Below are 22,661 nucleotides of genomic sequence, written 5' to 3' on the forward strand. Positions count from 1 at the left end.
CAGATTGCCCGCTGAAAAATAGCCGGGAATTGTACCTGATGCTCGGGCCAGACGTCATCTTTGGCGACCAATAACAAAAATGCCCCGTTCTTGCGAATGGGGCATTTTTTGTTCAACAAGCGCGGATCAACCGGCCCGGCGCAGCAGCCAGAACCCGGCCAGGGCACAGATGGCAGTCGGCACCAGCACCGCAAACAGCGGCGAAAAGCCGAATACCAGGCTCGACGGCCCCAGCAGGTCCTGGGCAATGCGGAAGGTGAACCCTACCAAGACCCCGGTAAATACCCGCTGGCCCAGGGTTACCGAGCGCAACGGGCCGAAAATAAACGAAATCGCCATCAACACCAGCGCAGCGGTCACCACCGGCTGCAACACCTTGACCCAAAATGCCAGCCAGTAGCGGCCGTTGTTCAGGCCCTGGTCCTTGAGGTAGTGGATATAGCTCCACAAACCGGAGATCGGCAGGCTTTCCGGGATCATCACCACGGTATTGAGCAGTTCCGGCTTGAGCGCGATGTCCCAGGCCTGTGTCGGCTCGTTGATCACCTCGGTGCTGGCCTCGGTGCCTTTGCCGGGGTTGCGGAAATGAGTGGTGGTGACATCGCTCAACACCCACTGGTTGTCATTGAACTGTGCCCGTTTGGCAAAGCTCGACGACAGCATGTGGCGCTCTTCATCAAAGCGATAGCGGGTAACACCCACCAACAGGCCACCGGGTTGCACCGCGTTGATGTGGATGAATTCATCACCCTGGCGGTGCCACAGGCCTCGCTTGGAGCTCTGGGCGTCGCCCGAGCCCTGGGCCAGCGCACGGTTGGCCTGGGCGGTGGTTTCCGCCGGTGGCGCCACGTATTCGCCGATCAACACACTGGCGGCCATCAGCAGCAGCATGGGTTTCATCACCGCCCAGACGATACGGGCGATGGACACCCCCGCCGCGCGCATGATGGTCAGCTCGCTGTTGCTGGCCAGGCTGCCCAGGCCGATCAGGCAGCCGATCAGCGCGGCCATCGGCATCATGTCGTAGAGGCGGCGCGGTGCGGTCAGCGCCACGTAGCTCAGCACGTCAGTGACCGTGTAGGTATCGGTGACGTTGCCCACTTCATCAATGAAGGCAAACAACGACGCCAATCCGAGGATGATGCCCAATACCGCCAGGATGGCGACCAGTACGCTGCTACCGATGTAGCGATCCAACTTACCCACGAGCCATCTCCTTCATGCCGCGACGGCTCTGCATTTTCAAGCGAATCGGTTCCCAATACAGCAGGCCCAGGCCAATCACCAGGAAGATGCCGTGGACCCACCACAGCCCCAGGGTCGGCGACAGCTTGCCCTTCTCCAGGGAGCCACGGGCGGAAATCAGGATGGTCAGGTAGGCCATGTACAGCAGGATCGCCGGCAGCAACTTGAGGAAGCGGCCCTGGCGCGGGTTGACCCGGGACAGCGGCACCGCCATCAGCGTGACGATAAACACCAGCAGTGGCAGGGAAATACGCCATTGCAGTTCGGCAATCGAGCGCAACTCCTTGCTGCCGATCAGGGCCGGGGTCGGGATCGCGTCGCGGTCAGTGACCTCGTTGCTCACATCCGGCCGGGCCAGCATCACCCCGTAGGTGTCGTATTTGATGGCGCGGTAGTCGGCCTGGCCGGGGCTGCCGTCGTAGCGATAGCCGTTCTCCAGGATCAGGTAGCGGCTGCCGTCCGGACGCACTTCCTGGCGCCCGCTATCGGCCACCAGTACGGAAATGCCACGGTCTTTCTTGTCCTGGCCCAGGCGCTTCTCGGAGATGAACACGCCGCCGAGGTTGGCCCGATCGTCGGTCATGCGCTCGGTGTAGGTCACGCGGGTGCCGTCGTTGAGCGCCTGGAAACGGCCCGGTTCGAGGGTGTCGAACTCGGTCATCGCGTCCTGTTTGTTGAGCACCAGTTGGAACTGCATGGCGCCCTGGGGGGCCAGGCTCAGGCTCAACCAGGCCACCACCAGCGCCACGCCAGTGGCCGGGACCATGGTCATGGCCAGCAGGCGCTGCTGGCTCATGCCAGTGGCCGAGAGCACGGTCATCTCGCTTTCGAGGTAGAGCCGGCCATAGGCCAGCAGGATCCCGAGAAACAGGCCCAGGGGCAGGATCAGTTGCAGGAACCCCGGCAGGCGAAAGCCCATGATCAGGAACAGCGAACCCGGATCCAGGGCCCCCGAGGCAGCCTGGGCCAGGTATTTGACGAAACGACCACTCATGATGATGACCAGCAACACCGCACTCACGGCACTCAGGGTCAGCAGGACTTCGCGGGACAGATAACGGAAGACAATCAAACCAGACACTCCAGGGTTGTCAGGCTAAGGCGGCCAAACAAGCAAGCATATCAAGTCGCCCCGTTGACACGGGCCGGCGAAAAAGATGGCGCATTATCCTGTGATTGTCGGCGCCTGTCACGGAGCTTGCTCACACCCGTGCACAAAGCTGGCGTCAAGGGTTGTCAGGCTCGGGCGGCGCGGTACAAACTGCGGGCCTTGTCGGGCTCGCCTACAGGCGGCCCAGCCTACAGGCCGGAGTACAGACTCCAGGCTCTTTGACCTTATATAAGGGACCCGAACATGGAATTGGTTGTAAAAAGCGTTAGCCCCGAAACGTTGAAGACCGCCACCCTCGTGGTCGCCATCGGCGAAGGCCGCAAGCTCGGCGCGGCCGCCAAACAAGTCGATGAACTGAGCGGTGGCGCCATCAGCGCCGTGCTCAAGCGTGGCGACCTGGCCGGCAAGGTCGGCCAAAGCCTGCTGCTGCAAAGCCTGCCCAACCTCAAGGCCGACCGCGTATTGCTGGTGGGCGTGGGCAAGGACGCCGAACTGGGCGACCGCCCGTTCCGCAAGATCATCAGCGCCATCCTCAACACCCTCAAGGGCCTGGGCGGCAGCGATGCGGCACTGGCGCTGGACGAAATCGTGGTCAAGGGCCGCGACAGCTATGGCAAGACCCGCCTGCTGGCCGAAACCCTGCTGGATGGCGGCTACACCTTCGACCAGTTCAAGAGCCAGAAAGCCGAACCCCGCGCCCTGAAGAAAATCACCCTGCTGACCATCAAGGCCGCCCAGGCTGAAGTACAGCGCGCCACCACCCACGCCCAGGCCATCGCCGGCGGCATGGCGTTCACCCGCGACCTGGGCAATATGCCACCCAACATCTGCCACCCGACCTACCTCGGCGAACAGGCCAAGGCCTTGGGTAAAGAGTTCAAGGGCCTGAAAGTCGAAGTGCTCGACGAGAAGAAGATCAAGGAACTGGGCATGGGCTCGTTCTATGCCGTGGGCCAGGGCAGCGACCAGCCACCCCGCCTGATCGTCATGCAATACAACGGCGGCAAGAAGGCCGACAAGCCGTTCGCCCTGGTCGGTAAAGGCATCACCTTCGACACTGGCGGCATCAGCCTCAAGCCGGGCGCCGGCATGGACGAGATGAAGTACGACATGGGCGGCGCCGCCAGTGTCTTCGGCACCCTGCGTGCCGTGCTCGAACTCAAGCTGCCGATCAACCTGGTGTGCATCCTGGCCTGTGCCGAGAACATGCCGAGCGGCGGGGCTGCGCGCCCAGGTGACATCGTCACCACTATGAGCGGCCAGACCGTGGAAATCCTCAACACCGACGCCGAAGGCCGCCTGGTGCTGTGCGATGCCCTGACCTACGCCGAGCGCTTCAAGCCACAGGCGGTGATCGATATCGCGACCCTGACCGGTGCCTGCATCGTCGCCCTGGGTTCCCATACCTCGGGCCTTTTGGGCAACAGCGACGAGCTGGTCGAGCAACTGCTCAGCGCCGGCAAGGCCGCCGACGACCGTGCGTGGCAACTGCCGTTGTTCGATGAGTACCAGGAGCAACTGGACAGCCCGTTCGCCGACATCGCCAACATCGGCGGACCAAAGGCCGGCACCATCACCGCCGCCTGCTTCCTGTCGCGCTTTGCCAAGAACTTCAACTGGGCCCACCTGGACATCGCCGGCACCGCCTGGACCAGCGGAGGCAAAGACAAGGGCGCTACCGGTCGTCCGGTGCCGCTGCTGACCCAATACCTGCTGGATCGCGCCAAGGCCTAAACATCACGGCCCCTGCTTGACCCTGTAGGAGCGAGCTTGCTCGCGAAAAACCTGAGGACAACGCGTTCATTCAGAATGAACGCGTCATCGTTAACGATTTTCGCGAGCAAGCTCGCTCCTACAGGCAAAGCATGCAGGCCGCTGCAGGACATGTAATGACCCAAGTCGACTTCTATATATTGCCCAGCGCCGATCCGTCGGCGCGCCTGGACTTTGCCTGCAAGCTCACGGAAAAAGCCTGGCGCATGGGCCATCGCATCTACCTGCATTGCAGCGACAGCGCCCAGCGTGACGACCTCGATGCCCGCCTGTGGCGCTTCAAGGGCGAGAGCTTCGTGCCCCACGGCCCCGCAGAATCGGAGCCTGAGAGCCTGGTGGTACTGGGTGTGGGCGACAGTTGTGGTGATCACCATGACCTGTTGGTCAACCTGGACCTGAAAGTGCCGGCGTTCGCCAAGGGTTTCGCCCGCGTGGCGGAAGTGGTGGTGGAAGATCCGGCTATTCGTCAGGCCGCGCGGGAGAGTTTCCGTTTCTACCGCGAACAGGGCTATTCTCTGCAAGATCACCGATTACAGCGACTCTGAGCACATGATGGACACTTCAAACCCGCTAAAACCGTCTGACCACCTGCTGGACGACCTTGAGTCGATCCGCCAGTTGCTGGGTGATGACAACCTGCAACCACCGCTGCTGACCGATACTGTCGCAGAAGAGGTACAGATCCCCCTGCTGTTCGACCAGGTCGGCGCCAAGCCTGGCGTAGCCGAGCCTGTCGAGCCGCCCGTCGTACAAGCGGCGCCCGCGCAACCTGCCGCCGAAAAAGCCCCCGACGCCTTGCTGCTGCACCTGGACAACGAACTGCGCGCCGCTGCGCAATTGATCATGCAGGACGTGATCGACGACTTTGCCCCGCACATCGAAACCGAGATCAAGCGCCGGATGGATGCGCGCATGGAGCGGTTGCTCAGCCAGTACCAGTCCTGAGATCCCCTGTAGGAGCGGGCAAGCCCGCTCCCACATTTGACCCGCGCCAGTCTTAGCCCTTCTCTTCGTCTCGCCCTCTCCCCTATCCCTCGTTATACTTGTCGGCTTTCCTGAATAAATGCCAACTAGGGTCCCGCCGCGCATGGATAAGACCTACCAGCCGCACGCTATTGAAACTTCCTGGTACCAGACCTGGGAGTCCGAGAACTATTTCGCTCCGCAAGGTGCGGGCGAGTCCTACACCATCATGATCCCGCCGCCGAACGTCACCGGTAGCCTGCACATGGGTCACGGTTTCAACAACGCGATCATGGACGCCCTGATCCGTTTCCGCCGCATGCAGGGTCGCAACACCCTGTGGCAGCCGGGCACCGACCATGCCGGCATCGCCACCCAGATGCTGGTGGAACGCCAACTGGAAGCCACCGGCCAGAGCCGTCACGACCTGGGCCGCGAGAAATTCCTGGAAAAAATCTGGGAATGGAAGGACCAGTCCGGCGGTAATATCAGCCGTCAGATCCGTCGCCTCGGCTCGTCCGTAGACTGGAGCCGCGAGCGCTTCACCATGGACGACGGCCTGTCGGAAGCGGTCAAGGAAGCTTTCGTGCGCCTGCACGAAGATGGCCTGATCTACCGCGGCAAGCGCCTGGTGAACTGGGATACCAAGCTGCACACGGCGATTTCCGACCTTGAAGTGGAAAACCACGACGAGAAAGGTTTCCTGTGGAACCTCAAGTACCCGCTGGCCGATGGCGCCAAGACCGCCGAAGGCAACGACTACCTGATCGTCGCCACCACCCGTCCGGAAACCATGCTCGGCGACGCCGCCGTGGCCGTTAACCCGCAAGACGAACGCTACCAGGCCCTGATCGGCAAATTTGTCGAGCTGCCATTGGTCGGCCGCCGCATCCCGATCATCGCCGATGATTACTGCGACCCTGAATTCGGCACCGGCTGCGTGAAAATCACCCCGGCCCACGATTTCAACGACTACGAAGTCGGCAAGCGCCATAACCTGCCGCTGCTGAACATCTTCGACAAGAACGCCGCCGTTCTGCCGGCCTGCCAGGTGTTCAACCTCGACGGCACGCTGAACGACAGCATCGACGGCAAGATCCCGGCCGAATACGCCGGCCTCGACCGCTTTGAAGCACGCAAGCAGATCGTTGCTGCGTTCGATGCCGCCGGCCTGTTGGTCAGCGTGGATGACCACGCCCTGAAAGTACCGAAAGGCGACCGCTCCGGCACCGTGATCGAGCCGTGGCTGACCGACCAGTGGTACGTCTCCACCAAGCCGTTGGCAGAACCTGCGATTGCTGCCGTGGAAGATGGCCGTATCCAGTTCGTGCCCAAACAGTACGAAAACATGTACTTCTCGTGGATGCGCGATATCCAGGATTGGTGCATCAGCCGTCAGTTGTGGTGGGGCCACCGCATTCCGGCCTGGTACGACGAGTCGGGCAAGGTCTACGTCGGCCGCGATGAAGCCGAAGTGCGCGCCAAGCACAACCTCGGTGCGGACGTGGCGCTGCAACAGGACAACGACGTACTGGACACCTGGTTCAGTTCGGGCCTGTGGACCTTCTCGACCCTGGGCTGGCCGCAGCAGACCGAGTTCCTGAAGAAATTCCACTCCACCGACGTGCTGGTCACCGGTTTCGACATCATTTTCTTCTGGGTTGCCCGGATGATCATGCTCACCATGCATTTGGTGAAGAACGAGGACGGCACCCCGCAGGTACCGTTCAAGACCGTGTACGTGCACGGCCTGGTGCGTGATGGCCAGGGCCAGAAGATGTCCAAGTCCAAGGGCAACGTGCTGGACCCGCTGGACATCATCGACGGCATCGACCTGGAAACCCTGGTGCAAAAACGCACCTCGGGCCTGATGCAGCCGAAACTGGCGAAAAAGATCGAGAAGCAGACCCGCGACGAGTTCGCCGACGGCATTGCCAGCTACGGCACCGATGCCCTGCGCTTCACCTTCTGCTCGCTGGCGTCCACCGGTCGCGACATCAAGTTCGACATGGGCCGCGTCGAAGGCTATCGCAACTTCTGCAACAAGATCTGGAACGCGGCGCGCTACGTGCTGGACAAGGGCGAAGACTGCGGCCAGAACGGCGAAGCCTTTGAGCTGTCCCTGGCTGATCGCTGGATCATCTCGCAGTTGCAGCGCACCGAAGCCGAAGTGACCCGCCAACTCGACCAGTTCCGTTTCGACCTGGCCGCACAAGCGCTGTACGAGTTCATCTGGAACCAGTATTGCGACTGGTACCTGGAACTGTCCAAGCCGGTGCTGTGGGACGAGAACGCACCGATCGAGCGCCAGCGCGGCACCCGTCGCACCCTGGTGCGCGTGCTGGAAGTGGCGTTGCGCCTGGCGCATCCGTTCATGCCGTTCATCACCGAGGAAATCTGGCAGCGCCTGGCGCCGCTGGCCGGTATCGAAGGCAAGACCATCATGCTGCAACCTTGGCCGGTGGCCAATGAAGCCCGCATCGACGAGGCCGCCGAAAGCGATATCGAATGGCTCAAGGCCCTGATGCTCGGCACGCGCAACATCCGCGCCGAGATGAACATCGGCCCGGGCAAGCCTTTGGCGGTGTTCGTGAAGAACGCCAGTGCCGAAGACCTGCGCCGTCTCACCGAGAACGACGCCTTGCTCAAGAAGCTGGCGAAGCTGGAGTCGATCACCGTATTGGCTGATGGCGCCGAAGCACCGCTGTCTGCCACCGCACTGGTTGGCGAGATGGAAGTGCTGGTGCCGATGGCCGGCCTGATCGACAAAGGCGCCGAACTGGCACGCCTGGACAAGGAAATCCTGCGTTTGCAGGGCGAAGTGCAGCGCGTCGGTGGCAAGCTGTCCAATGCGGCGTTCGTGGACAAGGCCCCGGCCGAAGTCATCGACAAGGAACGCGCCAAGCTGGCCGAGGCCGAACAGGCGTTGGGCAAGCTGGCGGAGCAACATGCGCGGATTTCCAGCCTGTAAGGGCCGGCCTGCGTAAAAAAGAGACCTTCGGGTCTCTTTTTTTTGGCCCTGCAAACCCAATCAATGTAGGAGCCGGCTTGCCAGCGATAGCATCACCTCGGTCTGCCCGATGCACCGAGTCACCCGCATCGCCGGCAAGCCGGCTCCTACAGTTGAACGGGTTGGGCTCAGGATGTGTGACAATGGCCGCCACTTTGAGCCAACACCAGAATCATCATGACCGCCCCCAGCACACCCAAACCGCCCCGCAAGAAGCCGAAAACCGCCGCCACGGCCAAGCCCGTCGCGCCGCGCAAGGAAGCGACCCTGCACCCGCGCAACCGCCACCAGGGCCGTTACGACTTCCCCGCGCTGATCAAGACCACGCCAGAACTGGCCCAGTATGTGATCCTCAACCCCTACGGCAAGGAAAGCATCGACTTCGCCAGCCCGGACGCGGTGCGGGTGTTCAACCGGGCGCTGCTCAAGGCGTTCTATGGCGTGCAGCACTGGGATATCCCGGCTGACTACCTGTGCCCACCGGTGCCGGGCCGTGCCGATTACGTGCACTTCCTCGCCGACCTGCTGGCCAGCGTCAACGACGGCAAGATTCCCCGTGGCTCGATCGTCAAGGTGCTGGACATCGGCATGGGCGCCAACTGCGTCTATCCGCTGATCGGCTACATGGACTACCGCTGGAACTTCCTCGGCTCCGAGATCGACCCTACCGCCGTGGCCGCCGCCAAGGCCATTGTGCAGTCCAATGACCTGAGCAAGGTCATCCAACTGCGCCAGCAAACCAATCCCAAGCATATTCTGCTGGGGCTGCTGGAGCCGGGTGAGCGTTTTGACCTGACCATGTGCAATCCGCCCTTCCATGCCTCCATGGATGAAGCGACCAAAGGCAGCGAGCGCAAGTGGCGTGCCCTGGGCAAGGCCGACCCCAAGCGCAAATTGCCGGTATTGAACTTCGGCGGCCAATCGGCAGAGCTGTGGTGCGAGGGCGGTGAGGCGCGGTTTGTCACGCAATTGATCGCCGAAAGCGCGCATTTTGCGCATAAGGTGCTGTGGTTCAGCACTCTGGTGTCAAAAGCGTCCAACCTGCCTGCCATCGAGACCGCGCTGAAAAAGGCCGGGGTCCTGGAAAGCCAGGTGGTGGAGATGTCCCAGGGCCAGAAACAGAGCCGTTTTGTGGCATGGACCTTCCAGACCAAGAACGAGCAGCAAATCTGGCGCCAGCGCTGGGTGCGCTAGAGGCAAATCGCAGGCAACAAAAAACCGTGCCCGGATCGCTCCGATGCACGGTTTTTTTTGCTGCGTCTTACTTGTTGATCGAGTCGGTCAGGCCTTTGGCCACAACCAGCTTGATCACTTTCTTCGCAGCGATTTCGATGGCAGCGCCAGTCGAAGGGTTACGGCCGGTACGGGCTGGACGCTCGGCCACTTTCAGCTTGCCAACACCTGGCAGAGTGATTTCGCCGCCGTTGTCCAGCTGGTCACCAACGATCTGAGCCAGTTGCTCCAGTACTGCACGTACTTGAACCTTGGTGGTGTCAGTGGATTCGGCGATATCAGCGATCAGTTGGTCTTTAGTCAAAGCCATTGTGGTGTTCCTTCCCTATCAAATTCATTTGGATTGCAGAGTGCAGTGTCAGCCATCGAGCCCGACCGTCAAGGCCTGGCACCCCTGGCCATAACCGCGAGAGATCGGGGTTATAGATGCTTGAAACGGGGTTTGGTTCGACCTGACAAATGCTGAATGCACGCTTAACGCCGATACATCGCGTAAGACGGGGCAAAACTAGCACAGAGACGGGGAAATATCCGCTTCTACCTACCCATTTGGTCAGCTTTATCGCTCTAAACCGTGAAAAAAAGGCATATGGGCCGTCAGAGGCCTGCCAAAACCGCTGCAAACGACGCCGCGACCAACGGGTGCGGTACACTGGCGACTTTTTCCGGGAGGCCAACCGCTCCCGCCCAACCAGCCGAGAAGCCCATGCCGATCCGTCACTGCATCGTCCACCTGATCGACAAAAAACCCGACGGCACGCCCGCAGTTCTCCACGCCCGTGACTCCGAACTGGCCGAGTCCGCCGCCATCGAGAACATGCTCGCCGACCTCAACGAGAGCTATAACGCCAAGCAAGGCAAGGCCTGGGGTTTGTTCCATGCCGAGTCCGGCGCGCACCCGTTCAGCGGCTGGTTGAAGGAATATTTCGACGGCGCCAAGGATTTCACCGCCTTCAGCCGGATTGCCGTGGAACACCTGCAGAAGCTGATGGAGGAATCCAACCTCTCTGTCGGCGGCCACGTGCTGTTTGCCCACTATCAACAGGGCATGACCGACTACCTGGCCATCGCCCTGCTGCACCACAGCGAAGGCGTGGCGGTGACCGACGAGCTGGACGTGACGCCCTCGCGCCACCTGGACCTGGGCCAGTTGCACCTGGCGGCACGGATCAACGTGTCCGAATGGCAGAACAACAAGCAGTCCAAGCAGTACATCTCGTTTATCAAGGGTAAGAACGGCAAGAAGGTCTCGGAGTACTTCCGCGACTTTATCGGCTGCCAGGAAGGCGTCGACGGCCCGGGCGAGACCCGCACCCTGCTCAAGGCCTTCAGCGACTTCGTCGAGAGCGAAGACCTGCCGGACGAGTCCGCCCGCGAGAAAACCAAGACCCTGGTGGACTACGCCAGCAGCCAGGCCAAGCTCGGCGAGCCGATGGGCCTGGAAGAACTGTCGGGCTTGATCGATGAAGATCGGCCAAAGGCGTTCTACGACCATATCCGCAACAAGGACTACGGCCTGTCACCGGAAATCCCCGCCGATAAGCGCACCCTCAACCAGTTCCGCCGCTTCACCGGGCGCGCAGAAGGCTTGTCCATCAGCTTTGAAGCACACCTGCTGGGCGACAAGATCGAGTATGACGAAGCCGCCGGCACCCTGATCATCAAGGGCTTGCCGACCCAACTGACCGACCAGCTCAAGCGCCGTAACTGATGCTCGGCGGGGTCCTGAAGAAAGTCCTGCTGGTGCTGCTGGTGGTGGTGGCGATCCAGAACTGGGGCAAGATCGAGCGGTTGTTCAACCCCTCGCAGGTGGTGCCGGAGCAGGTGCGGGCCACCGCCCGGGTGACGCTGTACACCACCGAGTGGTGCGGGTACTGCAAGCAGACCCAGCGGTTCCTCGATCAGAAAGGCATTCCCTACAAGAGCGTGGATATCGAAAAGGATACCCAGGGCCGCAAGGCCTATGAGGCCCTGGGCGGCGGCGGGATTCCATTTGTGGACGTGAATGGCACGCAGATTCGCGACTACAACCCGGATGCCATCCTGTCCGCCCTGAACCTGTAGGCGCGAGCAAGCCCTAATACCGATCAGTTAAGCGCAGATCAAATGTGGGAGCGGGCTTGCCCGCGATGGCGGTGTGTCAGTCAGAGTTGCATTAACTGACCCACCGCTATCGCGGGCAAGCCCGCTCCCACAGGCGATCTGCGCATTAGAGCAAACCCGCGCCTACAGCGGTTTGATTAACGGATTAAGAAGCCCAGGCGCGGAAAGTGCACATGCACAGTGCCGCCGCGCTCATCCTCGCGACGCAGGATCAGTTCTTCACGGCCGGCAAACATCAACTCCCCCGCCACCGGGTCGACGCCGTAGTCGGTCGCGGCGATGGTCACTTGCTGGCCGACCCTGAACCCGTTGGGCTCTGCAAACACTTCATCCGGCAACGCTGCAGGCGCGCTATCGCGGGCGATTTCCAGGGCCTGCTTGGCACTCATCTCGCTGGCAGTGCCATGCCCAAAGCCCAGGACCCGCGCCAGCCAGGCGCTGGCAGCCGGATAGTTATCCACCAGCGGCGAGGTCACCGACGAGCCTTTGAGGAACCACAACGGATGGGCCATGGCAAAGTCGGCAATCGATGGCTCGCCAAACAGGAAATCCCCCGACTGGCGCTGCAATTGCTGCTCAAGGCGCGCAATGATTGCCGGCCACTGGTGCCGCGCCACGTCCAGTTGCACGCGGCTGGCGCTGCCGTCGCCGAACATCTTGCTGCGGTCAGCCACCAGCACCTGCAGCAACTGCGGCGGCACCTTGGCAAATTTCACGGCCAGGGATTCGGGCTGGAACACCAAGGCCACGGCATGGGAAAACACCACAGAATCGGCCCAGGCGGCAAAGCTCTGGCTGACCAGTTCCTGGCCCTCGGGAAACAGCGGCGGCGTGGCCTTTTCCTGTTCCAGGCGGCGTGCGATCAGCGCGGTGTCGCAGTAAATATCTGCACCCACTTGCAGCACCGGGGTTTTACGGTAGCCGCCGGTCAGGGCCGTCAGGTCGGGCTTGGGCATCACCGGGGGAATGGTCACCGAATGCCAGGACAGCCCTTTGTAGCCCAGGAGCAGGCGGGCTTTTTCCGCAAAAGGGGATTGGGGGTAGTGGTGCAGGATCAACTCAGACATGCCGGACTCCGCCAGATGAAGGAGCGGCCAGATTATCGTGCAAAAACCCTGCGGCCTAGCCATTGGCCTGATGGGAACTGATCAGTCAGATTGATAAGCCCGGGCCAGACACTCCTTGGCGCTTTTCTTGAGCTTTTTTATCAGGCGTTCCTGGCGCAGCGCCTCGCCCTTGCTCGCGCAGGCCTCGGTATACACCAGCGCGACCGCCGGGCTGGACAGGAAAAACCGCGCGCCCTTGCCGCTCTGATGCATCGCAAAGCGGCGCAGCGGATCGTTGCTGATCCCGCAATAGAGCGAGCCATTGGCCGCCCGCACCAGGTAGACAAACCAGGGCTTGGGCGCGATGGGTTCAGGTGGATTGTTCACAAAAGGTTCTGGCAAACGAAAAGAGCGCCAATCTTATCAACGACTGGCCTGGAACGCCTTCAACCCTTTCAACGCCTGGGCGCGCACCGCGTTGCGCACCAGCGGCGTCCAGCCCAGCAGCAGGCCCTTCGCACCCAGGGCCTGGCGCGACCAACGCCACAGGTCGAAGTAGTCGTGGTGCTCGCAGATCTTGCCGTCGCGAAACACAAAACGGGCCTGGATATCGTTGACCACGGTGTTGCCGGTCTGGCTGAACAGATACGTCGCCACCCAGTGGGCGCTGCCGAGGGTGTCGTCGCTGCGCACCTGGTCGAAGGTCAGGGAAAAGTCCTTGGCCCGAGTGGTGAGCATGCGCCACATGTCGCCGGCATCGCGCCCGCGCAGTTCACCGAACGCCGGGTCGCTGAACCGCACATCCTCGGTGTAGCAGGCACTCATGGCCTCGGCATCCAGGCGCTGGAAGGCGCTGTAGAACTCGCTGATCAGGGCGTTGTGGGCGTCGCTCATGGGTTGCATCCGGCAAAGGTGGGAAGTCAGTCACGATAGTGTGCAATGGCCTGCAACGCCATCGGCATCAATCCCGGGAATGCCAGGGGTAAACCCCTAAGGCACCATGCCGCAGCTACGGGCATAGGCGAACAGATCCACGTCGGTGGAAATACACAGGCGGTTCATGGCCGTGCTTTTCTGTTTGCTGATGGTGGAAATACTGCGATTGACCCGAGCAGCGATCTGGCTGACCGTCATGCCGCTGGCGAGCATGCGCACCACTTCCCGTTCCTTGCCGGACAATTGCGGTTGTTGCGACTGATCGCCGGTGCCCGCCTCCACCAGTTGCACCCGCAGGCATTCACTGACAAAGGTCTGGCCGGCGCTCACCGTCTTGATCGCCTGGGGCAACTCCTTGGCCGAAGCACTCTTGGCGACAATGGCCTGGGCGCCATGGGCAAAAGAAGCCCGTAGGGTGGCGACGTTGGCAAACATGGTCACCAGAATCACCGGCAACTGTGGATACTGGCGGTGCAACAGGCTGAGCAAGCCGTAGCCATCGGCCTGCTGCCCGCCGGGCATGGCGAAGTCGGTCACCAGCACATCGCACGCAGTGGTTTGCAGTAACCGCAGCAGCTCATCGGGCCCGTCAGCCTCCCCCACCACTTTGCACCGACCGTTCGCCTCGATCACCACTCTCTGCCCGATACGCACAATGGGATGATCGTCAGCAATAATTACGCGAAGCATAAATCCCCACGGATGATGGCAACTGAGCCCGCAAAATACCCTCGCCGGCGGCCCTCAACAACCGTCCATACCCCAGGCTTTTGCGTGGCGATCAGTGTTTTGTAGTGATTTTTTTAAAGCCTACAAAGTAAACAGAAATTACCTACATACATAACCCGCAGTACAGATTGGCAATGACCTACAAGCCCCCCTGATCACAACGCCCCCAAGTAACGAAGGTACGCCCGCAAGTCCTCCTGAAAGGCGTCCAACTGCTGTTTGCTCAGCACTATGCCCTGGGTGTGGATGCGCTCGATCAGGCTCATCCCGCGCAGCTCCAGTTCGGCGACGCCGAGGAACGCCAGGCTGCCCACCAGGCGGTGCAGGCGCTCGGCGGTCAACGGCGCATCCAGGGCTTGGCGTGCGTGAGCCAGGGCGGCGCTGTCTTCCCGGGCTTCGCACAGCAGGCTGGTGAGCATCTGGTCCACTACGCGGGCATCGCCAAAGGTCTCGATCAGGCCGGCACGGGTCGGCCAGGGCACCGGCGCGATGGCACTCGGGGCGATGGTCGCCGGGCCGGGTAGCCATAGCGCCAGCACGCCATGCAGTTGCTCGAGGCTCAGCGGCTTGAGCAACCAGGCGTCCATGCCGGCATCACGACAGCGTTGGGGATCGTCGTGGACCAGGTTGCCGGTCAAGGCAATGATCGGTACACGCCGCTGTGCGTTGGCGTGTTCGCGCAGGCGGATCGCCCGGCTCATGGTGTAGCCGTCCATCAGTGGCATCTGGCAATCGCTGATCACCAGATCGAACGGACGTTCGGCCAGGGCAGCCAGGCCGTGTTGCCCGTCGCCAACCAAGTGATGGCCCAGCCCCAGTTTTTTCAGGAACCAGCCCATCAGCGCGCGGTAGGTGGAGTGGTCTTCCACCACCAATACGGTCAGGTGCTGCCAATGCAGTGGGGGGGCGCTCGAGGGTGTCAATTCACGGGAAAGCACTGCGCTCAACGATACGTCAGTCTCCATGTTCACCTCATTGTGACGATCCGTCCTGCAGCGCACGAGGGCGCTGACGCAACAGCCAAACCCTAATGACTGCTATCGCCGCCTGAAAATAGCCTTATGGATGGCGGCATGACGATGCAACAACTACGAAAAACCCAACTTTCCTACATATCCAGCAACCTATTCCGACACAAACAAAACTGATTTCCGCCTCCCGGTGATTGTCGTAATAGTTGTATTTCCCCCGCTCCCCTCCGTCGCTAAATTGCGCTCCACCCCAATCAGAGGGAACGGGCAGGCTGCACTGCGGCCACCCCGAAACAGATACGCCAAGCCGCCTTGCAACCCGCCCCCTCCAAGGGACAGGCACTGCCGGCTGCACGCATCAATCGCCGAACTTGCACTGGAACAACCTGAAATGAACAAGTCGCTAAACCTGGTGGGCACCGCCCTGTTGCTCGCCAGCGCTACCTCCGCCTTCGCCGCCAGCAGCGTGGACCTGGCCGTCAAAGGCCTGATCACCCCGAATGCCTGTACTCCCGCGCTTTCCGCCGGGGGCGTGGTGGACCACGGAAAAATCGCCGCCAAGGACCTGCTCCAGAACAATCCCACCTCATTGCCCCGGGTGACGCTGCAATTGACCATCGATTGCGACGCAACCATTCCCTTCGCCCTCAACCCCATCGACAACCGCAGTGGCACCTCCACCAGCGGCAGCGACTTCGGCCTGGGCCTGGTCAATGGCGACAAGCGGTTGGGCCGGTTTTACCTGACCCCGCTGAACATGCTCGCCGACGGCGTGAGTGTGCAACCTATCGCCTCCGGTGACGGTGGCCGCACCTGGTACAACGAGCGCAACTGGGAACTGCAGACCCTATGGGGCGCCGGCGCCCTGGACGACGCCACCACCCTGCTGCCGGTCAAGAGCCTGGTGATGGACCTGGAAGTCGGCGCCAGCATCGCCCGTGCCGACCAGTTCGACTTCAGTCAAGAGACGCCCATCGACGGCTCCGCGACCCTGGAAGTGCTGTACCTGTAACTAAAACCCCGTCCACACGGAAGGTTCCAATCATGCATTTTTCCACCGCTATTCCATTGGCCGTGTTGTGGCTTGCCGCCTCGCCACTGGCCCTGGCCGCCAGCAGCACCGACCTCGCCGTCAAAGGCACCATTACCCCCAGCGCCTGTGCGCCGCTGATCTCCGGCGGTGGCATGGTCGACTACGGAAAAATGGCCGCCAGGGATCTCCAGGCCGAGCAGTACACCGCACTGCCCAGCCAATCCATGCAGTTGAGCGTGCGCTGCGAGGCGCCGACGTTCTTCACCCTGACCACGGTCGACAACCGCGCCGGTTCCTCGGCCAACCACGCCAGCTGGCATGGCCTGGGCATGACGGCAGAAGGGGAAAAACTCGGCGGTGCCGCGTTCCATCTGTATGCCCCCGTGGCCGATGGTGTGGCGGTGCGCACCATCACTTCCGTGGACGGCGGCGTGACCTGGCTACCCACCAGCCTGCTCACCCACAACATGCTGACGGCCGTCGCCCTGGGCAACCAACTGGTGCCGATTGCGGTACGGGACTTCGACGCACAGATCCGCCTGTACACCCACATCGCCCCCGCCGATGGCCTGACCCTGACCGACGAAGTCCCCGTCGATGGGCACGCCACGGTCCAAGTCACCTATCTATAAACCTAATCGAAAGGAATTCGTCCCCATGAAGCCCCTGTTTACCGCCCTCGCCACCAGCCTGATGCTGCTCGGTTGCGCCAGCACCTACGCCGCATCGACCGTCGACCTCACCGTCAAGGGCTTGATTGTGCCTAGCGCCTGCACCCCCAACCTGTCCGGCGGCGGGGTGATCGACCACGGCAAGATTTCCGCCAAGGACTTGCGCCCCGACAACCCGACGCATATCGGCAGCCACGTCATCACCCTGGCTGTGCTGTGCGATGCGCCGATTCAGTTTGCCCTGCACTCCATCGATAACCGTGCCGGATCCTCCACCGTGGCCTCCGACTACGGCCTGGGCCTGATCAACGGCACCCAGAAGCTGGGCTGGTATCAACTGACCTTGCGCAATCCCGTGGCCGATGGCGTGGCGATGCAACCGATTGCTTCCGGGGACGGCGGCAACACCTGGTACAGCGAGAAGTTCTGGGACGCGGGCTTGTACATGGCAGTCGCCGCCCTGGACGACGCCACCCAGCCCGCCTCCGTCAAGGAAATGGTCACCGAGCTGCTGGTCGTCACCAGCATCGCCCGTACCGACGGCCTGGACCTGAGCAACGAGGTCACCCTCGACGGCTCGGCAACCCTTGAAGTGAAATACCTGTAACGCCATGGGCGCCCATGCCTGGCAACCCCTCTGCGGCATGGGCGTTGTTTTTGTATCGCCCGCATTCACCCCGACCCGTGGCGCCCACTGATGAACACGCTCCCTCGCCTCCTGACAGTATTGCTTTTGTTGACGACCACTGCGGCGACCTTAGCCGCTTCCTTTGTCGACCTTGTAGTGACCGGCCGCCTGACACCGGATGCCTGCCACGTCACGCTGTCTGACGACGGCACGGTCGATCACGGGAAGATTCCTGCCCATACATTGATCTCCAACGAGTTCACCGTGCTGCCCAGCCAATTGCTGGAGCTCAACGTGCAGTGCAACAGGCCGATGCTGTTTGCCCTGGTGGGGCTGGACAACCGCGCCGAGTCCTCACTGGCGCCCGGTTTTTTCTACGGCCTGGGCCGCAACATTCACGTCCCGGCCGAGCGCCTGGGATCGGTGGCGCTGTCTTACCGCAACCCGGTGGGTGACGCGCAACCCATGCAAACCCTGGCCTCCAGCGACAACGGTGAAACCTGGTCGCCGGAACCCAATGCCTACCCCAAATCCTATGTCGGCTTTGCCCCGCCCGGTGACCGCCAACCCGACTTTATCGGCCAGTTGAGCGCCCAGTTGCGCATCGACACGTCCATCAACTTCGCCCAGTACCTGACCCTCAATCAGGAAGTGCCGCTCGATGGCTCCATCGTGCTGGACTTGCGCTACCTCTGACCTCTTCACGCAGCCCCCATGGAAAACCCCGTCATGACGACGACATTGTTCAACACCAGGGCCTGCATCGTGGCCCTGACACTGCTGTTTGGCGCCCCTGCGCAGGCCGACGGCATGGTCCCGGATACCTCCGTGGTCATCGTCTACGAAGCCGAAGGTGAGGCCGCTGTTTCGGTCACCAACACCGACAGCCAACTGGCCCTGCTGCACGTCACCTTGCAAGACATTCCCGAAGACAGCGAACCGCTGCTGGTGGTCACGCCGCCGCTGTCGCGGGTGGAGGCGGGCAAATCGCAACTGGTGCGGTTTATCCTGCAAAGCCCGCAACCGCTGCTGACCCAACGGCTGAAGCGGGCGATCTTCGAAGGTATGCCCCAGGGCCGCCCGGCCACCGAAGCGGGGCATGCCCGTGTGGGGGTGACGGTCCGCCAGAACCTGCCGGTGATCATTCATCCAAAAGGCCTGGCGCCCAATCGCACGCCCTGGACCGGACTCACCTGGTCGCAGCACGGCAACACCCTGCAGGTGCGCAACGACAGCCCGTATGTAGTGCGCCTGGCCCAGGAACTGCGCCTGCTGCCCGGCGATGGCAAGGCCATGCTGCCACGCACCTACGTGTTGCCAGGGGAAACCCTGAGTGTGCCGGCCACCGGCGGCCCTGCCAGCAAAGTGCGGCTGCAACCGGCCACCGTCTATGGCTTTGCCGTGGCCGCCTACGAAGCCCCTATCACCTGACGAAAAAACCAAGAGCCAGGCGTCCTGCCCCCCTGTAGGCGCCGGCTTGCCGGCGAAAAAAACGAGAGCAACGCGAGGCACCAGACCCCCCGCGCAATCGTCGACGGCTTTCGCTGGTCAGCCGGCGCCCACAGTGGGCCTGCTCGAAGACCGTCGCCAGGGCGCACAGACGCCCATCACTCGAGTGCCTTTCGTGAAAACAGTATTGAGCTGCCGTGCCGGCAACGCCGTGCCCACACGGTTCACCTTCCCCACCCTGCTGCTGGCGGGAGTCCTATTGCCCGCCACGGGCTGGGCCCAGGAGCAGCCGGGCTTCGACGCCACCACCCTGCACCAGCGCGGTATCGACCCGCAGTTGGCCAGCCTGCTACTGGACGCCCCGCGTTTTACCGCAGGCCAGCACGCCGTGACCTTGCGGGTCAATGGCCAGCACCGCGGGCGCCTGGAAGTGCGCTTCGATGCACAGGGCCGCCTGTGCTTTGACCAGGCCTTGCTGGACGCCGCCAACCTGGTGGTGCCCGATGACAGCGGCCCCTGTCACGATGTGCTCGCGCAGTATCCGCAAAGCCTGGTAGAACCCGAGCCGGCCAACCTCAGCGTATCGCTGGTGGTGCCGACCGAGGCGCTGCGGCCGTTGCAACAGGACGTCTCGGGCTATCGGACCGGGGGGTTTGCCGGCCTGCTCAATTACGATCTCACCGGGTTCTACAACCGCTTCGGTGACGACGACAGCCGGTTCGGCTCGGCCAACACCGAAGTGGGTTTCAACGCCGGTGACTGGATCGTGCGCAGCCGCCAGGTGCAGACCTGGCAGGATGGCCTGTCGCGCAGCACCCACCTGGAAGCCTACGCCCAACGCACCTTTGCCAACCATCAGGCAGTGCTGCAGACGGGGCAGATCAACCTCTACAACCCGGTACTGGCCGGCGCGCAGATCACCGGGGTGCAAGTGCTCACCGAACAGGCCCTGCAGGAGCAAGGCCAGGGCGCAACCATCGAAGGCATCGCCAACAGTCCGGCCCAGGTCGAGGTGCGGCAGAACGGCGCGTTGATTCACTCCACAGTGGTGCCAGCCGGGCCGTTTTCCCTGACCGATGTGCGCCGCCTGAACTCACGCTCGGACGTCGAAGTCACGGTCAAGGAAAGCAGCGGTGGCGAACGCCGCTTTACGGTCCCCGCCGCCATGCTCGGCCTTGGGTTGCCCGCGCCGGGGTATTCGGTGGCGGCAGGCCGCGTGCGCAATATCGGCGATGCCCAGGGCGACGATCCGTGGGTGGTCAGCGCGGGCTGGACCGGCGCTGTACATCCGCAGCTGTCCCTGGGCAGTGGCGTGCTGGCGTCCAGCGAATACCGGGCGGCGGGGCTGAGCCTGGGGTGGCTGCCGTGGCTCGACAGCCAGGTGCAATTGGCCACCCAAGTGGCCGACACCCAGGCCCCGGACAAAGTCCGGGGGGTGCAGACCGACCTGTCATGGTCCCAGCGCCTGAATGAACAATGGGCGTTCAGCGTGGCCAACTCCTGGCGCACACCGGGCTACCGGGAACTGGAAGAAGCCACCTATGAACCGCAATCCACCCAGCAGCGCCGCTCCCGTTATCGCGATCAACAGAGCGCCACGGTGGGCTGGTCCCACCCGTGGCTGGGGGCATTCAGTGCCGGGGTGTCGCGCTCCAGCAGCTTTGATGGCGACAGCAGCAGCCGCGGCCTGGCGTCCTGGGGCACCAGCGTCGGTAGCGTGTCGTTGTCGGCCAGTGCCGAGTGGCAGATGGGCGGCCACCAGCAGCAGGACAACGCGGTGTACCTGAATGTCAGCCTGCCGTTGGGTGAGAACCGTCGGGTGCGGGGCTGGGTCCGCAATTCGGGCGGCGAACATCGCACGGGGCTGGGACTGAACGAACAGATCGACGATCAACTGAGTTATCGCGTCAGCGCCGAACACGACACCCGTGACCAACAAGTGGAAACCACCCTCGGCGTCTCCGCCCTGCCCCGCTACAGCCAGCTGGACTTCAGTTACAGCCGCTCCGACGCCGAGCGTTCAAGCTACCAGGGCAGCGCCCGCGGCGGCGTGGTGGTGCACGACGGTGGCGTGACGTTTTCCCCTTATCCGGTGCGCGACACCTTTGCCGTGGTCGCGGTGGGCGACATGGGCGGGATCAAGCTGAGCACCCCCAGCGGCCCGGTATGGACCGACTGGCAAGGCCAGGCCGTCGTCCCCCAGGTGAGCGCCTATGGCCGCAGCCCGGTGGAAGTGCAGACCCGCTCGCTGCCGCGCAATGCCGATATCAACAATGGCCTGACGATGATCTCGGCCGGGCGCGGGGCGGTGGATCGGGTGGACTTCGCAGTGACGTTGACCCGCCGGGTGTTGCTCACCGCACGCACCGAACAGGGCGTGCTGTTGCCCCGCGGGGCCTCGGTCAGTACCGCCAGCGGCGAGTTCGTGACCCTGGTCCAGGACAGCGGCCAGGTGTTTCTGCCCAACGTGCTGGAGCCATCGGGATTGTGGGTCAGCGCGCCAGGTCTGGCGCGTTGCCGGCTGCAGTTCGAACTGCCGGCCAAGGGCGATCCCCAGGTGTATTTCGAAACCGCGCCCGCGCGCTGCAACCCCTTATGAGGAAGATCACCATGCCCCTTCTGCGCGCCCTGCGGCGACTGACCGCTGCAGTGCTGAGCGTCGGCCTCGCCGGCAACGCCCTGGCCAATGACGAGTGCCAGTTGAATATCAGCGAGTCGCTGCTGGACTTCGGCCAGATGAGCCGTCTTGCACAAAACGACAGTGCCCCCCAGCGTCTGCTCGGCGAACGCCGCTTGAGCCTGAACCTCAATTGCCCGCAACCGTCGGACATGAGCGTGTTCTATAGCGCCCTGGCTGCAAATGCACACCGCCTGCAATTTACCGAGCACGGCACCTATGCCCTGCATGTCAGCGATGGCGTGCTGGATGGCCAGGCCGTGGAGCTGGGGTTGTTGCCTGGCGCCGGCCAGCCACCGGCCAGCGTCGCTAGCGCATTGAGCTGGCGGCCAGGCCATGGCGTCGCACCGGTACAAGGTGCCAGCGTGGTCCAGGGCCGGCAGTTTTCCCTGCAACTGAGCCTCAGCGCCTGGGCCGATGTGGCCGCCACCCACGTGCGTGAGGCAACCACCTGGGAAGTGTCCGGGACATTCGACGCACGCCAGAGTGGGCGCTACCGGGAACTGACCCTGCACGCCCACTTCGCCCCTGCCGCCTGCACCCCATTGCTGTCCAATGGCGGCCTGGTGGACTACGGCACGTTGCTGGCCAAGGACCTGAGCGCCACCCAAGAAAACCCACTACCCACCCGCACCTTGCAGTTTTCCGTGAGCTGCGATGCGCCCGCACGCTTTGCCTTGCTGATGCATGACAACCGCTTCGGCTCGGCTACCGGCGGCACCGATGAAACCGCCTACGGCCTGGACCTGGACGCCAGCCGGAACAAGATCGGACGCTACTACCTGAACATCGACCCCGCAGACTTCAGCGCCGATAGTTTCGGCACGCTGTATCGCACCGACTCCACCAGCAATGGCCGGGCGTGGAGCAGCTCCAGTGCCCGGCAAATCCCAATCGCCGCCAACAGCCTGATGGGCTTCACCAACAGCGTCGGCAACACCCAGGGCCCGATTGCCATCCAGCACCTGGCCGGCACGGTACGCGTCAAGGCCTACCTGGCTCCGATCCAGTCCCTGGACCTGCGCAACGTGGTGCATATCAACGGCTCCGGCACCCTCGAAATCATCTACCTCTGACCTCTGG

At 62.7% G+C, this 22,661-nt stretch carries 22 protein-coding genes; 14 read left to right on the forward strand and 8 right to left on the reverse strand.

The window, feature by feature from the left end; all coding sequences use genetic code 11:
• Window positions 1-126 precede the first annotated feature (126 nt).
• Together lptG and lptF are read right to left on the reverse strand one after the other, a co-directional pair.
• Window positions 127-1,206 (reverse strand): LPS export ABC transporter permease LptG, encoded by a 1,080-nt coding sequence (lptG, locus tag ACSSVH_RS20970; RefSeq protein ID WP_169954503.1) that lies wholly within the window; start codon window positions 1,204-1,206, stop codon window positions 127-129.
• Window positions 1,199-2,317 (reverse strand): LPS export ABC transporter permease LptF, encoded by a 1,119-nt coding sequence (gene lptF / locus ACSSVH_RS20975; protein WP_169954504.1) that lies wholly within the window; start codon window positions 2,315-2,317, stop codon window positions 1,199-1,201. Before lptF ends, lptG begins: the two co-directional genes overlap by 8 nt.
• Window positions 2,318-2,599: 282 nt before the next feature.
• Here lptF and ACSSVH_RS20980 point away from each other — a divergent pair, with 282 nt between their 5' ends.
• From ACSSVH_RS20980 to rlmF, 5 genes are all read left to right on the forward strand, one after another.
• Window positions 2,600-4,090 carry a leucyl aminopeptidase gene (locus ACSSVH_RS20980; RefSeq protein WP_492633679.1) on the forward strand — a complete coding sequence of 497 codons (1,491 nt, stop codon included), beginning with the start codon at window positions 2,600-2,602 and terminating at the stop codon, window positions 4,088-4,090.
• A gap of 155 nt (window positions 4,091-4,245) precedes the next feature.
• Complete coding sequence (locus tag ACSSVH_RS20985; RefSeq protein WP_169954506.1) at window positions 4,246-4,674, forward strand: DNA polymerase III subunit chi; 429 nt, start codon at window positions 4,246-4,248, stop codon at window positions 4,672-4,674.
• A 7-nt stretch (window positions 4,675-4,681) separates the two neighbouring features.
• Entirely contained in the window at window positions 4,682-5,074 is a 393-nt protein-coding gene (locus tag ACSSVH_RS20990; RefSeq protein ID WP_170041798.1) for a DNA polymerase III subunit chi, read from the forward strand.
• 142 nt (window positions 5,075-5,216) lie between these two features.
• A complete protein-coding gene (locus ACSSVH_RS20995) occupies window positions 5,217-8,063 on the forward strand; it encodes a valine--tRNA ligase (protein ID WP_169954508.1) in 2,847 nt (948 codons plus the stop codon).
• Window positions 8,064-8,279: 216 nt separating this feature from the next.
• Entirely contained in the window at window positions 8,280-9,296 is a 1,017-nt protein-coding gene (gene rlmF, locus ACSSVH_RS21000; protein ID WP_169954509.1) for a 23S rRNA (adenine(1618)-N(6))-methyltransferase RlmF, read from the forward strand.
• A gap of 67 nt (window positions 9,297-9,363) precedes the next feature.
• Here rlmF and ACSSVH_RS21005 read toward each other — a convergent pair whose 3' ends face one another.
• Window positions 9,364-9,645, reverse strand: a complete 282-nt coding sequence (locus tag ACSSVH_RS21005) for an HU family DNA-binding protein (RefSeq protein ID WP_169954510.1) — start codon at window positions 9,643-9,645, stop codon at window positions 9,364-9,366.
• A 396-nt stretch (window positions 9,646-10,041) separates the two neighbouring features.
• Here ACSSVH_RS21005 and yejK point away from each other — a divergent pair, with 396 nt between their 5' ends.
• Together yejK and ACSSVH_RS21015 are read left to right on the forward strand one after the other, a co-directional pair.
• The gene (gene yejK, locus ACSSVH_RS21010) at window positions 10,042-11,046 is read left to right on the forward strand and encodes a nucleoid-associated protein YejK (RefSeq protein WP_169954511.1); all 1,005 of its coding nucleotides are present in this window, start codon (window positions 10,042-10,044) and stop codon (window positions 11,044-11,046) included.
• Window positions 11,046-11,399 (forward strand): glutaredoxin family protein, encoded by a 354-nt coding sequence (locus tag ACSSVH_RS21015; RefSeq protein ID WP_169954512.1) that lies wholly within the window; start codon window positions 11,046-11,048, stop codon window positions 11,397-11,399. Before yejK ends, ACSSVH_RS21015 begins: the two co-directional genes overlap by 1 nt.
• Before the next feature lie 176 nt (window positions 11,400-11,575).
• Here ACSSVH_RS21015 and ACSSVH_RS21020 read toward each other — a convergent pair whose 3' ends face one another.
• The 5 genes from ACSSVH_RS21020 to ACSSVH_RS21040 form a co-directional block, all read right to left on the reverse strand.
• Entirely contained in the window at window positions 11,576-12,505 is a 930-nt protein-coding gene (locus tag ACSSVH_RS21020) for a glutathione S-transferase family protein (RefSeq protein ID WP_492633680.1), read from the reverse strand.
• An 81-nt stretch (window positions 12,506-12,586) separates the two neighbouring features.
• Window positions 12,587-12,871: a GIY-YIG nuclease family protein gene (locus tag ACSSVH_RS21025; protein WP_346266476.1), complete on the reverse strand. Its 285-nt coding sequence runs from the start codon at window positions 12,869-12,871 to the stop codon at window positions 12,587-12,589.
• Window positions 12,872-12,907: 36 nt separating this feature from the next.
• Window positions 12,908-13,378 (reverse strand): nuclear transport factor 2 family protein, encoded by a 471-nt coding sequence (locus tag ACSSVH_RS21030; protein WP_492633681.1) that lies wholly within the window; start codon window positions 13,376-13,378, stop codon window positions 12,908-12,910.
• 96 nt (window positions 13,379-13,474) lie between these two features.
• Complete coding sequence (locus ACSSVH_RS21035; RefSeq protein WP_169954516.1) at window positions 13,475-14,110, reverse strand: response regulator; 636 nt, start codon at window positions 14,108-14,110, stop codon at window positions 13,475-13,477.
• 194 nt (window positions 14,111-14,304) lie between these two features.
• On the reverse strand, window positions 14,305-15,114 hold the full coding sequence (locus tag ACSSVH_RS21040; protein WP_172312053.1) for a response regulator: 810 nt from the start codon (window positions 15,112-15,114) through the stop codon (window positions 14,305-14,307).
• Window positions 15,115-15,511: 397 nt separating this feature from the next.
• Between ACSSVH_RS21040 and ACSSVH_RS21045 the strand changes: the two genes are divergently transcribed.
• The 7 genes from ACSSVH_RS21045 to ACSSVH_RS21075 all read left to right on the forward strand — a co-directional run bounded on the left by ACSSVH_RS21045 (window position 15,512) and on the right by ACSSVH_RS21075 (window position 22,654).
• Entirely contained in the window at window positions 15,512-16,132 is a 621-nt protein-coding gene (locus ACSSVH_RS21045; RefSeq protein ID WP_169954518.1) for a DUF1120 domain-containing protein, read from the forward strand.
• 32 nt (window positions 16,133-16,164) lie between these two features.
• On the forward strand, window positions 16,165-16,785 hold the full coding sequence (locus tag ACSSVH_RS21050; RefSeq protein ID WP_169954519.1) for a DUF1120 domain-containing protein: 621 nt from the start codon (window positions 16,165-16,167) through the stop codon (window positions 16,783-16,785).
• 25 nt (window positions 16,786-16,810) lie between these two features.
• Complete coding sequence (locus ACSSVH_RS21055) at window positions 16,811-17,431, forward strand: DUF1120 domain-containing protein (protein WP_492633682.1); 621 nt, start codon at window positions 16,811-16,813, stop codon at window positions 17,429-17,431.
• Window positions 17,432-17,521: 90 nt separating this feature from the next.
• Entirely contained in the window at window positions 17,522-18,148 is a 627-nt protein-coding gene (locus ACSSVH_RS21060; protein ID WP_170041794.1) for a DUF1120 domain-containing protein, read from the forward strand.
• A 33-nt stretch (window positions 18,149-18,181) separates the two neighbouring features.
• Window positions 18,182-18,883 (forward strand): fimbria/pilus chaperone family protein, encoded by a 702-nt coding sequence (locus ACSSVH_RS21065; protein WP_169954522.1) that lies wholly within the window; start codon window positions 18,182-18,184, stop codon window positions 18,881-18,883.
• Between the two features lie 193 nt (window positions 18,884-19,076).
• A complete protein-coding gene (locus ACSSVH_RS21070; protein ID WP_492633683.1) occupies window positions 19,077-21,500 on the forward strand; it encodes a fimbria/pilus outer membrane usher protein in 2,424 nt (807 codons plus the stop codon).
• A gap of 11 nt (window positions 21,501-21,511) precedes the next feature.
• Window positions 21,512-22,654, forward strand: coding sequence for a DUF1120 domain-containing protein (locus ACSSVH_RS21075; RefSeq protein WP_170041791.1), 1,143 nt, complete (start codon window positions 21,512-21,514; stop codon window positions 22,652-22,654).
• The last annotated feature ends 7 nt before the right edge of the window (window positions 22,655-22,661 follow it).

The sequence above is a fragment of the Pseudomonas sp. HC1(2025) genome (assembly GCF_058742075.1).